Annotated in this window: 10 protein-coding genes and 16 tRNA genes; 5 read left to right on the top strand and 21 right to left on the bottom strand. The window is 45.3% G+C overall.

What is annotated here, in order from left to right; genetic code table 11:
• Nucleotides 1-6: 6 nt before the first annotated feature.
• The 5 genes from flgJ (at nucleotide 7) to AACV12_RS04555 (ending at nucleotide 7326) form a co-directional block, all read left to right on the top strand.
• Nucleotides 7-930, top strand: coding sequence for a flagellar assembly peptidoglycan hydrolase FlgJ (gene flgJ, locus AACV12_RS04575; RefSeq protein ID WP_013856257.1), 924 nt, complete (start codon nucleotides 7-9; stop codon nucleotides 928-930).
• 142 nt (nucleotides 931-1072) lie between these two features.
• Nucleotides 1073-2947: a flagellar hook-associated protein FlgK gene (flgK, locus tag AACV12_RS04570; RefSeq protein ID WP_017045945.1), complete on the top strand. Its 1875-nt coding sequence runs from the start codon at nucleotides 1073-1075 to the stop codon at nucleotides 2945-2947.
• A gap of 10 nt (nucleotides 2948-2957) precedes the next feature.
• Nucleotides 2958-4151, top strand: coding sequence for a flagellar hook-associated protein FlgL (gene flgL / locus AACV12_RS04565; protein WP_013856259.1), 1194 nt, complete (start codon nucleotides 2958-2960; stop codon nucleotides 4149-4151).
• 395 nt (nucleotides 4152-4546) lie between these two features.
• Entirely contained in the window at nucleotides 4547-5686 is a 1140-nt protein-coding gene (locus tag AACV12_RS04560; RefSeq protein WP_017045944.1) for a flagellin, read from the top strand.
• 506 nt (nucleotides 5687-6192) lie between these two features.
• Nucleotides 6193-7326 (top strand): flagellin, encoded by a 1134-nt coding sequence (locus AACV12_RS04555; RefSeq protein WP_170899979.1) that lies wholly within the window; start codon nucleotides 6193-6195, stop codon nucleotides 7324-7326.
• Nucleotides 7327-7498: 172 nt separating this feature from the next.
• On the opposite strand, the gene AACV12_RS04550 is transcribed toward AACV12_RS04555, so the two are convergent.
• The 21 genes from AACV12_RS04550 to lolB all read right to left on the bottom strand — a co-directional run bounded on the left by AACV12_RS04550 (nucleotide 7499) and on the right by lolB (nucleotide 14084).
• Nucleotides 7499-7583: transfer RNA gene (locus AACV12_RS04550), tRNA-Leu, on the bottom strand.
• A 52-nt stretch (nucleotides 7584-7635) separates the two neighbouring features.
• Nucleotides 7636-7712, bottom strand: a tRNA-Met gene (locus tag AACV12_RS04545).
• 19 nt (nucleotides 7713-7731) lie between these two features.
• Nucleotides 7732-7816: transfer RNA gene (locus AACV12_RS04540), tRNA-Leu, on the bottom strand.
• A gap of 80 nt (nucleotides 7817-7896) precedes the next feature.
• A tRNA-Gln gene (locus tag AACV12_RS04535) sits at nucleotides 7897-7971 on the bottom strand.
• A 25-nt stretch (nucleotides 7972-7996) separates the two neighbouring features.
• Nucleotides 7997-8081, bottom strand: a tRNA-Leu gene (locus tag AACV12_RS04530).
• An 81-nt stretch (nucleotides 8082-8162) separates the two neighbouring features.
• A tRNA-Gln gene (locus tag AACV12_RS04525) sits at nucleotides 8163-8237 on the bottom strand.
• A 25-nt stretch (nucleotides 8238-8262) separates the two neighbouring features.
• Nucleotides 8263-8347 (bottom strand) — tRNA-Leu (locus AACV12_RS04520).
• 81 nt (nucleotides 8348-8428) lie between these two features.
• Nucleotides 8429-8503 (bottom strand) — tRNA-Gln (locus AACV12_RS04515).
• A gap of 24 nt (nucleotides 8504-8527) precedes the next feature.
• Nucleotides 8528-8612: transfer RNA gene (locus AACV12_RS04510), tRNA-Leu, on the bottom strand.
• 19 nt (nucleotides 8613-8631) lie between these two features.
• A tRNA-Leu gene (locus AACV12_RS04505) sits at nucleotides 8632-8716 on the bottom strand.
• Nucleotides 8717-8761: 45 nt separating this feature from the next.
• Nucleotides 8762-8838, bottom strand: a tRNA-Met gene (locus AACV12_RS04500).
• A gap of 78 nt (nucleotides 8839-8916) precedes the next feature.
• Nucleotides 8917-8991: transfer RNA gene (locus AACV12_RS04495), tRNA-Gln, on the bottom strand.
• A 25-nt stretch (nucleotides 8992-9016) separates the two neighbouring features.
• Nucleotides 9017-9101 (bottom strand) — tRNA-Leu (locus tag AACV12_RS04490).
• 81 nt (nucleotides 9102-9182) lie between these two features.
• Nucleotides 9183-9257 (bottom strand) — tRNA-Gln (locus AACV12_RS04485).
• Nucleotides 9258-9282: 25 nt separating this feature from the next.
• Nucleotides 9283-9367, bottom strand: a tRNA-Leu gene (locus AACV12_RS04480).
• A 40-nt stretch (nucleotides 9368-9407) separates the two neighbouring features.
• Nucleotides 9408-9484 (bottom strand) — tRNA-Met (locus tag AACV12_RS04475).
• Nucleotides 9485-9766: 282 nt separating this feature from the next.
• Nucleotides 9767-10858 (bottom strand): redox-regulated ATPase YchF, encoded by a 1092-nt coding sequence (gene ychF / locus AACV12_RS04470; protein ID WP_013857965.1) that lies wholly within the window; start codon nucleotides 10856-10858, stop codon nucleotides 9767-9769.
• Nucleotides 10859-10868: 10 nt separating this feature from the next.
• On the bottom strand, nucleotides 10869-11459 hold the full coding sequence (gene pth / locus AACV12_RS04465; RefSeq protein ID WP_013856262.1) for an aminoacyl-tRNA hydrolase: 591 nt from the start codon (nucleotides 11457-11459) through the stop codon (nucleotides 10869-10871).
• Between the two features lie 149 nt (nucleotides 11460-11608).
• Nucleotides 11609-12553: a ribose-phosphate pyrophosphokinase gene (locus tag AACV12_RS04460; protein WP_010320509.1), complete on the bottom strand. Its 945-nt coding sequence runs from the start codon at nucleotides 12551-12553 to the stop codon at nucleotides 11609-11611.
• 29 nt (nucleotides 12554-12582) lie between these two features.
• Entirely contained in the window at nucleotides 12583-13455 is an 873-nt protein-coding gene (gene ispE / locus AACV12_RS04455; RefSeq protein WP_017045763.1) for a 4-(cytidine 5'-diphospho)-2-C-methyl-D-erythritol kinase, read from the bottom strand.
• Nucleotides 13452-14084, bottom strand: a complete 633-nt coding sequence (gene lolB, locus AACV12_RS04450; protein WP_017045762.1) for a lipoprotein insertase outer membrane protein LolB — start codon at nucleotides 14082-14084, stop codon at nucleotides 13452-13454. The genes ispE and lolB overlap by 4 nt, the downstream gene beginning before the upstream one ends.
• Nucleotides 14085-14212: the final 128 nt, after the last annotated feature.

Raw genomic sequence — 14212 nt, 5'->3', positions numbered from 1 at the left:
AGGAAGATGATTAATAATCCCAATGATATTGGCTTTATTCATGATATTGCTAGCTTAGATAAGCTACGTCAGCAAGCAAAAACCGGTGATAAAGAAGGCGAGTCAGCGGCGCTCAAGGCCGCAGCCAAACAGTTTGAAGCGATTTTTACCTCAATGTTGTTCAAATCGATGCGAGACGCCAATGCCGATTTTAAATCTGAGATGTTCAACAGCCAAAACGAAGATTTCTATCGACAAATGCTTGATGAACAAATGTCGAGCGAGCTCAGTGCCTCCGGTTCTTTAGGGCTTGCTGATATGATTGTGGCGCAGCTCAGTCAGGCTAACGGCACCTCGAAAAACGATCCAGCAATAACCGACCCGACGCAAGATGGTTTCCAAGAAGCCATGCGCCGTATAGAACGCAGTAACAACCGCCGCCTCTCAACGCAAGAAACGATCGAACCTAGCAAGGTCGAATCGAGTCGATTTGATTCGCCGCAAGCGTTTGTGGCTTCAATGAAACCTTATGCTGAAAAAGCAGCGCGGGCATTAGGTGTTGACTCTTCACTGCTACTTGCTCAAGCGGCATTAGAAACCGGATGGGGACAAAAAGTTGTTCAAAATGCTCGTGGTAGCAGTAATAACTTATTCAACATCAAAGCGGATAAAAGTTGGTTAGGTGAGAAAGTGGCGACGCAAACTCTTGAATATCATGATAATACACCCGTGATGGAAAAAGCTGCGTTCCGTTCTTATGGAAATTATCAAGACAGTTTTAATGACTATGTTCGTTTTCTCAATGACAATCCGCGCTACACCGTGGCGCTGAACCATAATGGCAGCGATGAGTCTTTCATTCGTGGCCTGCACGCTGCTGGTTACGCGACGGACCCATACTATGCTGAAAAAGTGCTGAGAGTAAAATCTCAAATTGAAGCAATGGAATAACCCCTCTAAAGCCAGCCTTGCTGGCTTTTATCTTTCCTTTATTTTGTCTAATCTCTTCTTTGAAACTCCTTTGGCATACATATTGCAATTACTAACTTAGATATTCAGTAACCACTGATTTGATTAGGTTTTCGGGGGCAGTATGGCGTCGGATCTTCTGAATCTAGGTACCCAAAGTGTACTTACCGCTCAGAGACAACTCAGCACCACAGGTCATAACATTTCTAATGTTAATACAGAAGGTTACAGCCGTCAGTCTGTGATCCAAGGGACCAATACACCTCGCCAATACGGTGGTGAAACCTACGGTATGGGCGTACATGTGGAAAAAGTTCGCCGCTCATGGGATCAATTTGCCGTTAATGAATTAAATCTATCTACCACCAGCTTTTCCTTTAAGCGTGACGACGAAGAAAATTTAGACATGCTCTCAAAGTTATTGTCGTCAGTGGCCTCGAAAAAAATCCCTGAAAACTTAAACGAATGGTTTGATGCGATTAAAACCCTCGCCGACAGCCCGAATGATGTAGGTGCGCGTAAAGTTGTACTTGAGAAAGCGGATCTGATCACTCAAAACATGAATGATTTTCACGAGAACATTCGCCGCCAATCTGATGCGACCAACAAAGGGCTAGATGTTGCCGTTGAGCGTATTAACCAATTGGCGCTTGAGCTGCGAGATTTACAACGCTTAATGATGCGTACTCCTGGTCCTCACAATGACTTAATGGACCAGCATGAAAAATTGGTGGCTGAGTTGTCTGAATACACCAAGGTCACCGTGACGCCACGTAAAAATGCTGAAGGGTTTAACATCCATATCGGGAGCGGGCACACGCTCGTCTCAGGTACAGAAGCCAGCCAAATGAAGATGGTTGATGGTTATCCTGATGTGAGTCAGCGCCGCTTGGCCATGATTGAAGGCAAAGGGATCAAGACCATTACCACTGAGGATATTGGCGGTAAGTTAAGTGCGCTGTTTACGATGCGAGATAAGCACATTCCTTACCTAATGGATGAACTTGGCCGCATGGCAACATCTTTCTCTTATGAAGTTAACAAGTTGCAATCACAAGGCTTGGACTTACGTGGCAATGTGGGAAGAGCGTTGTTTACGGATGTGAACTCTGAAGTCAATGCCCGCTCGCGAGCGATCATCGCTGGCAATTCAAAAGCCGATATGGCGGTCTATATCGAAGATACTTCAGCGTTGAAAAGTGGTGAATACTCCCTACAGTACAACGGCAGCAATTATACCGTATTAAAGCCAACGGGCGAGCGGGTTAACGTTCCGGTCGTTGGCAGCAGTTTATTTTTAGATGGAATGCGAGTTGAGATTCGCAACGCCCCTCAAGCCGGAGAGCGCATATTACTGCGCCCAACGCGTAATGGTGCCGCTATTATGAAAATGGCGACCAACGATCCGACAGCCATTGCCGCACAAAGTTATGAAGCCTCCACCACTTTTGCTCAAGGGCAGGCAAAATTTAATATTTTATCGGCAGGTGGGCTGCGTGAATTTGAAGTGGTGATCTCACCAACGGGCGATCAATTTGCGGTCACGGATACCAAAGGCAACGTGCTGCTAGAACCACAGGCCTACCCACCATCGAATTCGATTACTGTGCTTGGTACAACGTTTGAATTGACGGCTGGCGCGCTACCCAATGATAAATTTACGGCAAACCTTGTCCCCTCAGAAGGTGATAACGGCAATTTACGTAAGATGCAGCAAATTCAAACGGAGAAAAAACTCAACGACGGTGAAACGACCGTGCTCGGGGTTTATCACGATCTCAATACTGATTTTGGTTTGCAGCTGGCCACCGCGTCACGCTTAAGTGACGTGGCCAGGCTTGAAAAAGAGTCAGCGCAGGAGCGCATTGCGTCCATTTCCGGAGTCAACCTTGATGAGGAAGCCGCGAACATGATGAAGTTCCAACAAGCTTATATGGCTTCCTCACGCATCATGCAGGTGGCTAATGATACTTTCAACACGATTTTGCAGCTGAGATAGGAGGCGATAAATGTTAACCAGAATATCGAGCTTCCATAACTATCAATCGGTGCAAAACGATATGCGCCGTCAAGAATCAAAGATCCATCATAACCAAGCGCAGCTAGCGTCAGGTAAGAAGTTGCTTTCGGCCAGTGATAGCCCATTAGCCACTCATTACATCCAAAAAGTAGGGCAGCAAGAAGAGCAATTACGCCAATATCTTGATGCAATCGTGCTGGTTCGAAACCGCTTAGAGCATCAAGAAGTAATCATTGCCAATGCGGAAAGCTCGACCGATGAGGCAAAGCGTACTGTTATGGAAATGATTAACGGTTCATTCTCTCCAGAAGATAGAGAAGCGAAAGCGCGTGAGCTGCAAGAGATGTTCAACAACTTAATTGAACTAGCAAATACGCAAGATGAGTCCGGTAACTACATGTTTGCCGGCACCAAGCCGAAGAATCAGCCATTTTTTAGAGATAATGCCAGTAACGTGACTTATTCCGGCGATGATTATCAGCGCAAAATGCGTATCTCCAACAGCTTAGAGATCCCGTTCAATAATCCGGGTAATAAAGTGTTTATGGAGATTGATAACCCGTTTGGTAACTACGAACCAAACTATCAATTAAACGAAGGTTCAGAGTTACTGCTCGAGCGCGCAACCAATTTAGACTCGAATGATACATCACGCTATACCGTGACGTTTGTTGATATGGCTAACGGCAAATATGGTTACCAATTAGAGAAAGATGGCAGCGTAGTACAGGCCGATGAGTTTGATCCACAAAAAGGCATTCGATATCAAGATCTGACGGTGCACGTAAAAGGACAAATTTCGAAAGGTGATGTGTTAAGCCTAGAGCCGCGTTCAACCTTTACCTTATTTGATAGCTATAAAGACGCGATTGAGCTCTCGCAAGGCTCCGTATCGGATGCGTCGACGACAGCGAAACTGCACCAAATTACGGAAGAGTTTCATGCCGCCTTTATTCATCTCAATAAAGTGCGTACTGATGTCGGTGCACGCTTGAGCACTTTAGATATTCAACAAGAACAGCATGAAGATTTCAAAATCAGTTTAGCGAAATCAAAAAGTAACTTTGAAGATCTCGATTACGCAGAAGCGGTGATTGAATTTAATGAAAATTCACGTGCGTTGCAGGCTTCACAACTGGCTTTTGGTAAAACGAAAGATTTGACCCTTTTCAACTATATCTAATCTTCAATGCCTTATGTGCTAAGCCATATGCGCGAAGAGTGGAATGTGTTGAAAAATTGGCCTGGAAATTGCTCATCTATTATCGAGAGATAAAGAGGCAATAGAGCGGCAAACGAAAGTGGCAACTCTGTTGCTAACGAGAAAAAACTGGATGCTCACTCACAAAGATAGAATGAATAAATTTCTTCTAAGTGATTAAAAAACAAAGAATATTAATTTTAATATCAGATGTTTTAAAAGTTGGCATACTAATTGAATTGTCTATATCAGAGTTGATACAACAAGTTTTTAAATCGGCAAATAGCGGATTTAGCAAGTTCACGGTCAGTGCTTCCAAATGAGAGTAAAGCTGGCCGCTTCGCAAAAAGCTTGCGAACTCACTAGGAGAGCAAACTATGACCATTACAGTAAATACTAACGTCTCAGCAATGACCGCTCAGCGTTACCTTAATAAAGCGACGGGTGAATTAAATACCTCGATGGAACGTTTATCATCAGGTAATAAAATCAACAGCGCTAAAGATGATGCGGCAGGCTTACAAATTTCAAACCGCTTAACCGCTCAGTCTCGTGGCCTAGATGTGGCAATGCGTAATGCCAACGACGGTATTTCGATTGCTCAGACCGCGGAAGGGGCAATGAATGAGTCGACCAGTATCTTGCAACGTATGCGTGATCTTGCTCTTCAATCAGCAAACGGCACCAACTCGGCGTCAGAGCGACAAGCTTTGGATGAAGAGTCGACTGCATTGCAAGATGAGTTAAACCGTATTGCAGAAACGACCTCATTCGGTGGACGTAAACTGCTCAACGGTTCGTTTGGTGAAGCATCATTCCAGATTGGTGCGAGCTCAGGTGAGGCGATCATTATGGGGCTTACCAGCATACGTGCTGATGACTTCCGTATGGGTGGCCAATCGTTCCTTGCAGAGCAAGGAAAGGACAAGGATTGGGGAGTGCCAGCGGGCGCGCGTGATTTGAAATTTGAATTCACCACCCAGGCAGGTGAGCTTGTTACTCTCGATGTGTTAGCCAAAGATGGCGATGATATTGAAGAGCTAGCGACTTACATTAATGGTCAAACCGATAAGCTTAAAGCATCGGTTGATCAAGACGGTAAACTGCAAATTTTTGCCGCAGAACCGAATTTACAAGGTGACCTTGCCATCTCTGGTGGTTTGGCAACCGAACTTGGCCTAAACGGCGGACCGGGCGTTAAGACGACGGTTCAAGATATTGATATCACCTCAGTTGGTGGCTCTCAAAATGCAGTGGGCGTTCTGGATGCTGCGTTGAGATATGTGGATTCACAACGAGCAGAGCTCGGTGCGAAGCAAAACCGTTTAAGCCATAGCATCAACAACTTGGCCAATATCCAAGAGAATGTTGAAGCATCCAACAGTCGAATTAAAGATACAGATTTTGCGAAAGAAACCACGCAAATGACGAAAGCACAGATTCTGCAACAAGCGGGTACCTCGATTCTCGCTCAAGCAAAACAGTTGCCAAATTCTGCAATGTCACTATTGCAGTAATGTTAGGACCCTTCATCCAACAGCTCAGACGTGGGTTAGGTGAAGGAATCCTTGGCAAAGTATGATTATGGCCGAATATAAAGCTCTCTCAAGATGTACCCTGCTTTATAGTCATAGATAATCATGCGCCCCGGTCAGTCGGTAATGTGTTCATTTCTCTGATCTCCACATTGGCTCTGGCTACCAACTAGCCCCGGTTCTCTCAAAGGAAAAGGGGCTTTTCTTTATCTATAACTTCTTGCTCTCATCAATGCTCCTCAATCGCCCGTGAAGCCGACCAATCACGTCAAATCTTTAATGCTATTTTTGCATTTCAGCCAGTTTTGCAGCGTTTATCCCACTTTTAATCGATATTGGTTATTTTTTACGAAATCGTCGTTTTCCCGTTAAAGGATTCCTAACCGCAGTCGCTAATAATAGTACTTTGAGAGAACTACTTGGTTTTCCGAGACGTCGGAAACCGTTTGTCTATGACGCTAAGTCGGAAAATCAATAGGAGAACCACTATGGCGGTTAATGTAAACACTAACGTTTCAGCTATGACAGCACAACGCTACCTAAACAGTGCTAGCAATGCGCAACAGTTATCAATGGAACGTTTATCATCAGGCTTCAAAATTAATAACGCAAAAGATGACGCAGCAGGTTTGCAAATCTCTAACCGTTTGAATGTTCAAAGCAGAGGCTTAGATGTTGCTGTGCGCAACGCAAATGATGGCATTTCAATTGCGCAGACAGCTGAAGGTGCAATGAACGAAACCACCAACATTTTGCAACGTATGCGTGACTTATCTCTACAATCGTCAAATGGTTCGAACTCGAAATCCGACCGCGTAGCGATTCAAGAAGAGATCACCGCGCTGAATGACGAACTCAACCGTATTGCTGAAACTACATCGTTTGGTGGTAATAAGTTGCTCAATGGTACTTTTGAGACGAAATCATTCCAAATCGGTGCGGATAACGGTGAAGCGGTCATGCTAAGCCTAAATAATATGCGCAGCGACAACGCAATGATGGGCGGTAAGAGTTACCAAGCGGCAAATGGACAAGATAAAGATTGGACCGTTAAAGCGGGTGCTAATGACCTTACCATTACGTTGACTGACAAACGTACTGGCGAGCAAACCATCAACCTAAGTGCAAAAGATGGCGATGACATCGAAGAGTTGGCCACTTACATCAATGGTCAAACCGACATGTTAAAAGCTTCTGTTGACGATGAAGGCAAACTGCAAATCTTTACTGATAGCAACCGTATTGATGGTGTAGCAACCTTTGGTGGCAGCTTAGCGGGTGAACTGAGTTTCCAAGCTGCAAAAGATGTGACAGTCGATACCATTGATGTCACCTCTGTAGGTGGTTCGCAAGAATCAGTTGCCATTGTTGATGCGGCACTGCAATTTGTAGACAGCCATCGTGCTCAACTGGGTGCATTCCAAAACCGTTTCAACCATGCGATTAACAACTTAGATAACATCAACGAAAACGTAAATGCTTCTAAGAGCCGAATCAAAGACACTGATTTTGCGAAAGAAACCACTGCCTTGACTAAATCGCAGATCCTTTCTCAAGCATCAAGCTCAGTGTTGGCACAAGCTAAACAAGCGCCTAATGCTGCTCTTGGTTTGCTTGGTTAAGTCGTTAACTTTTAAATTAAAAATCCAGCTTCGGCTGGATTTTTTTATGCCTCACTTTTCACGTGATCAAATAATGGATCTGAAAAATGAATCAACGGTTAAAACGGGAGGAAAGGATATATTGTTATGAGGCTAATAAAACAAAACCCAGCCTAAGCTGGGTTTGAATTGATGGTGCGGAAGGAGAGACTTGAACTCTCACACCTTGCGGCGCCAGAACCTAAATCTGGTGCGTCTACCAATTTCGCCACTTCCGCAACTTGTACTGTAGATAGATTGAACATTGGTTATTCAAACTATCGTTGTAAATGGTGGCTACGACGGGATTCGAACCTGTGACCCCATCATTATGAGTGATGTGCTCTAACCAACTGAGCTACGTAGCCATTTGACAATCTTAAATCATGGTGCGGAAAGAGAGACTTGAACTCTCACACCTTGCGGCGCCAGAACCTAAATCTGGTGCGTCTACCAATTTCGCCATTTCCGCAGCGTATTCTTTAAATAAACCGAATGTTATTGATTCAGCTTATCTTTTTACGGTCAGCTTATCGCTAACCCTACAAATAATGGCAGGGCTACCTGGATTCGAACCAGGGAATGGCGGCATCAAAAGCCGCTGCCTTACCGCTTGGCGATAGCCCTACAAGATGATTGCTCATCTAAATAATGGTGCGGAAGGAGAGACTTGAACTCTCACACCTTACGGCGCCAGAACCTAAATCTGGTGCGTCTACCAATTTCGCCACTTCCGCAACTTATGCCGTAGATAAACTGAGGATTGGTTACTCAATTTATCGTTGTTATGGGTAGCTTATCGCTAGCCATATGAAATATGGCAGGGCTACCTGGATTCGAACCAGGGAATGGCGGCATCAAAAGCCGCTGCCTTACCGCTTGGCGATAGCCCTACGAGATGATTGCTCATCTAAATAATGGTGCGGAAGGAGAGACTTGAACTCTCACACCTTACGGCGCCAGAACCTAAATCTGGTGCGTCTACCAATTTCGCCACTTCCGCAACTTATGCTGTAGATAAACTGAGGACTGGTTGCTCAATTTATCGTTGTTATGGGTAGCTTATCGCTAGCCATATGAAATATGGCAGGGCTACCTGGATTCGAACCAGGGAATGGCGGCATCAAAAGCCGCTGCCTTACCGCTTGGCGATAGCCCTACAGGATGATTGCTCATCTAAATATGGTGCGGAAAGAGAGACTTGAACTCTCACACCTTGCGGCGCCAGAACCTAAATCTGGTGCGTCTACCAATTTCGCCATTTCCGCAAATTTTTAGTTATCGAGATGGTGCGGAAGGAGAGACTTGAACTCTCACACCTTACGGCGCCAGAACCTAAATCTGGTGCGTCTACCAATTTCGCCACTTCCGCAGCTCGATATCTATGTGTTGCCAACCTTCGCTAACAACTAAATTATGGTGGCTACGACGGGATTTGAACCTGTGACCCCATCATTATGAGTGATGTGCTCTAACCAGCTGAGCTACGTAGCCATCTTTTTGAGCGAGACAATATAATACAATCCACACTCATGTGCCAATGGTTTTTTAAACACTGACCCATTTGAATAATGGCAGGGCTACCTGGATTCGAACCAGGGGATGGCGGCATCAAAAGCCGCTGCCTTACCGCTTGGCGATAGCCCTACAAGATGATTGCTCATCCAAATAATGGTGCGGAAGGAGAGACTTGAACTCTCACACCTTGCGGCGCCAGAACCTAAATCTGGTGCGTCTACCAATTTCGCCACTTCCGCAACTTAACCTGTAGATTCAGTGAATATTGGTATTCATTGAATCGTTGTTATGACCAGTTTATTCGCTAGTCATCTCAATATTGGCAGGGCTACCTGGATTCGAACCAGGGGATGGCGGCATCAAAAGCCGCTGCCTTACCGCTTGGCGATAGCCCTACAAGATGATTGCTCATCTAAATAATGGTGCGGAAAGAGAGACTTGAACTCTCACACCTTGCGGCGCCAGAACCTAAATCTGGTGCGTCTACCAATTTCGCCATTTCCGCAACTTTCCTAAATATTTTTATAAGAAAAATACTTAGGAAATGGTGGCTACGACGGGATTCGAACCTGTGACCCCATCATTATGAGTGATGTGCTCTAACCAACTGAGCTACGTAGCCATTTTTATTCTCTCTTTAAGTTTGCCTTAATGTCGAGAACGGAGCGCATTATGCGGATATGGCTCTAGAGCGTCAATAGTTTTTTTGAATAAATTCTTTGAAACCAACCGTTCGAACTTTTTTTGAACAAAGAGACGTGTTTGTGATCAAAAACGGTTAATAAATCATTAAGCTTATTGATTTTTCCTTGCTTGTCGCTAAGGTTGATTTTGAGAAAAAAACAAAAAAGCCAACAGAATCTGTCGGCTTTAATGGTGTATTAATAGCTGATTAACGAGTTATTTACACGTTGAAGCGGAAGTGGATAACATCGCCATCTTTTACGATGTATTCTTTACCTTCCAAGCGCCATTTGCCCGCTTCTTTGGCTCCATTTTCGCCGCGATATTGAATGAAATCATCGTAACCCACAACTTCAGCGCGAATGAAACCACGTTCAAAGTCGGTATGGATTTTACCCGCCGCTTGCGGAGCCGTCGCACCGACCGGAATCGTCCAGGCACGCACTTCTTTTACGCCAGCGGTGAAGTAGGTTTGTAGCGTTAGCAGTTCGTAACCGGTACGAATCACGCGGTTTAGACCGGGTTCTTCAATGCCTAAATCGGCTAAAAACTCGGCGCGATCTTCTTCTTCAAGTTCAGATAGTTCAGCTTCAATAGCTGCGCAAACAGCAACCACAGAATTGTTCTCTTTTTCTGCAAACTCTCTGACAGCATCAAGGTACGGGTTATTTTCAAAGCCATCTTCGCTCACGTTGGCGATATACATGGTTGGTTTCAACGTTAAGAAGTTGAGATAATCTACGGCGGCTAGCTCTTCTTTTGAGAGTTCAACCGTGCGAGCCATACCACCTTCCGTTAAGACAGGGAGTAGCTTCTCTAATACGGTGATTTCAAATTTAGCGTCTTTATCGCCACCTTTGGCACGTTTTGCTTGACGTTGAATGGCGCGTTCACAGCTATCAAGGTCGGCAAGGGCAAGCTCTAGATTGATTACTTCAATATCTTCAATTGGCGATACTTTGCCTGCTACGTGAACGATATTTTCGTTCTCGAAGCAGCGAACAACGTGACCAATCGCATCTGTTTCACGGATATTGGCAAGGAATTTGTTGCCTAAACCTTCACCTTTTGACGCGCCAGCCACTAGGCCTGCGATATCGACAAATTCCATTGTCGTCGGAAGGATACGTTGAGGGTTTACAATTTCTGCTAACGCATCGAGACGAAGGTCTGGAACAGGAACCACACCCGTGTTTGGTTCGATAGTGCAAAACGGGAAGTTTGCTGCTTCGATGCCCGCTTTAGTTAGTGCATTAAATAATGTTGATTTACCCACATTTGGTAAACCCACGATGCCACATTTAAAACCCATGACTGTAACCTTATTCAGCTTTGAACGTATGTAAGCGATTTTGTGCTTTAGTTAGACCATCTTTTAGTAAAATGTCGAAGCAACGAACCGATTCGTCAACCGCGGCATCTAGGCACTCTTGCTCTTTGGCGGGTGCTTTACCTAAAACATAGCCTGCTACTTTATCTTTGTGCCCCGGATGGCCGATACCAATCCGCAGGCGGTAGAATTCTTTGTTATTGCCGAGTTTGCTGATGGTGTCTTTAAGGCCATTATGCCCGCCATGACCACCGCCCATTTTGAACTTAGCTACCCCGGGAGGTAAGTCTAGTTCATCATGTGCCACCATGATCTCTTCTGGTTTTATCTGGTAAAACTTGGCGATGGCCGCCACGGCTTTACCGGATAAATTCATAAAAGTTGTTGGGATCAATAAACGCAGATCTTCACCATTAACCACGATACGTCCGGTGAAACCGAAGAATTTGGCTTCGTTTTTCAAGGTGACGTTATGAACTCGGGCTAATTCTTCTACTACCCAAGCGCCGGCATTGTGCCTCGTTTTGGCGTACTCAGGGCCAGGGTTCGCTAGCCCGACAAGAAGTTTGATTGGTTGGCTCAAGGTTAGGATCTCTTTGCAATATCAAAAGCGCGGTATGATAGCACACAAAAGGGAAAGGGTGCGAGGCGCTAAAATAACAAAGGAAAAAGCACCTCATTTTTCAATGAAGTGCTTTAAAAGCATTTAAAAATCAGTAAATAAACTGAGTTTTAATTAAACATGGCAGAAATAGACTCTTCGTTGCTAATGCGACGAATCGCTTCAGCAAGCATGCTAGACAAGGTTAATTGTGTCACTTTGCCGGTTGCCGCCATCTCTTTAGATAGGGTGATCGAGTCTGTGACGATAACTTGGTCTAGTACTGAGTTTTTGATATTTTTCGCTGCGTTACCTGAGAATACCGCGTGCGTTGCGTAAGCAAACACACGTTTTGCACCACGTTCTTTCAACGCTTCAGCGGCTTTACACAAAGTGCCGCCAGTGTCGATCATGTCATCGACGATCACACAATCGCGACCATCAACATCGCCAATCAGGTTCATAACTTCAGACACGTTGGCGCGTGGACGACGTTTATCAACGATTGCGATGTCGATATCACCTAATGCTTTTGCAGTCGCACGAGCACGAACCACGCCACCAAGGTCAGGTGAAACCACAACAGGATCTTCTAACCCACGCGCTTTCATATCTTCAAGCAACACCGGCGTACCAAAGATGTTATCTACTGGGACGTCAAAGAAGCCTTGGATTTGTTCTGCGTGAAGGTCGATGGTCAAAACGCGGTCAACACCAACGTTTGAAAGGAAATCTGCAACAACTTTTGCAGTAATCGGTACACGAGCAGAGCGCACTCGGCGGTCTTGACGGGCATAACCAAAATATGGGATGACAGCAGTAATACGGCCTGCTGAAGCACGGCGCATTGCATCAATCATCACTACTAATTCCATTAAGTTGTCATTAGTAGGAGCACAAGTAGATTGAATAATAAATACATCGCTACCACGAACATTTTCGTTGATTTGCACTGCAACTTCACCGTCGGAGAAACGAGAAACAGTAGCATCACCAAGAGAGATGTATAGACGTTCAGCAATACGTTGGGCTAGTTCAGGTGTGGCGTTACCAGCAAATAGCTTCATATCAGGCACGGTGGAAACCTCAGGGTTGCGTCCAGTTTTTAAATAGGTCGGGTGTTGGCGAATTGGTATTCAGCCAGAGTCTTTTTCAGTGGCGAAATGTTACACCCTAAGGCGACAAACGCGAAGACTGTGTCAGGGAGCTTGGCAAGGACAGCTTCCGCTTCTACTTTGCTAGAAAATTCGGCAAAAACGCAAGATCCCGTCCCAGTCAATCTTGACGGCGCGTATTGTAGCAGCCATGAAAGTTGCTTATCAACCTCTGGGTACAGCATTCGGACAATTTTTTCGCAATCGTTTTCGTAAGGGTGTTCGAGAAGCGTTGCTAGCGCTCGTTTTGGCGTGTTCCTTATCAATTGGGGATGAGTGAAAATATCTTTCGTTGCAATGCTCACATTAGGCCGAACCACCAAATACCATTTTTGCTTTGGTTCGGTTTGGGTCAGTTTTTCACCTACGCCTTCAGCAAATGCGGCAAAGCCATGGACAAAAACGGGAACATCCGCCCCGAGTGTTAAACCGAGCGTAGCGAGTTCTTGCTGTGTTAGATTGGTTTGCCATAAGTAGTTCAGCGCAACAAGCACGGTTGCAGCATTGGAAGAGCCGCCACCGATGCCACCGCCCATTGGCAAAACTTTATTTAATTCAATGCTCGCGCCATAGCGGCATCCACTTGCCTTTTGTAAGGCGATGGCCGCTTTCCAAATCAAGTTGTCTTGTAGCGCAACGCCAGCAATGGCTGGTGTGAGAGTTATTTCGCCAGACTGATTGGCGGTAATGGTTAACTCATCACCAAAATCGAGAAATTGAAACAGTGTCTGTAATTCATGATACCCGTCGGCTCTTTGCCCGGTGATATACAGAAACAGGTTGAGCTTAGCAGGTGATGGCCAGTGGGTTGGGGTACAAATCATGGCGTTAGGGTCCACTTTGAAATGACGAGGTTTAATGAAACTTGATCTTGAGTCAGCTTCAGTTTGGCCGGAAGTGGCACTGAAGTGGAAGAAGCGGATGTTGAGACGAAGGGATAAGCTTGGTAGTTCAAATATTCCAAGTGCCAGCGGCTAAGCCCTAGCTGTTTATCTAACGATGCCAACAAATTATTTTGATTCAATTGAAAACCATCCGCCTCGGTTGGTAGCCCAAGCAGCCAATCTTGTAGCTGCTCAATGGGGATCGATAACCCAGTTAACTCGTAAACTAAAGCATCCGCATTCTGCGCATCGATAATTTGATCATCATACGTTTTGACCTGGGCGCCCTGAGGCGAGATGGAGAGATTTAAAACGGTCTGCCCTAAAAATGTTGAGAGACGAAGCTGGCTATGGTCGGCGTTTTTTTGCCAATGAAAATTGAGGGATTGACGCTGTTGTGGTGATATATAGCCGAGTTTTCCGCTGGCTTGGTACTCGCGGATCGTTTGCAATTGCTGTTGGTGTTGCTGCCAGCCGACGCTCTCGACCCTTGTTGAGGGTAAGTTTGTGCAACCAAAGAGTGTTAGCAGAGTGAGGAGAGTTAAAATCAGTCTATTTGCGCGTGTCATATCTGCCCATTATTTACACAGTGAAGGCCGTAAAAACGCCTCACTATATCATTGATATCACGAAGTCGGGAAAACAAATCCCTGTTGCCCTTTCATTAAAACAGGGCATCAAGTAAAATTCTGCTCCT

The organism is Vibrio sp. 2-2(8) (assembly GCF_963888495.1).
Taxonomy (GTDB): Bacteria; Pseudomonadota; Gammaproteobacteria; order Enterobacterales; family Vibrionaceae; genus Vibrio; species Vibrio anguillarum.
Note: the sequence above shows the minus strand (reverse complement) of the source record. Positions and strands in the feature narration are given on the sequence as shown.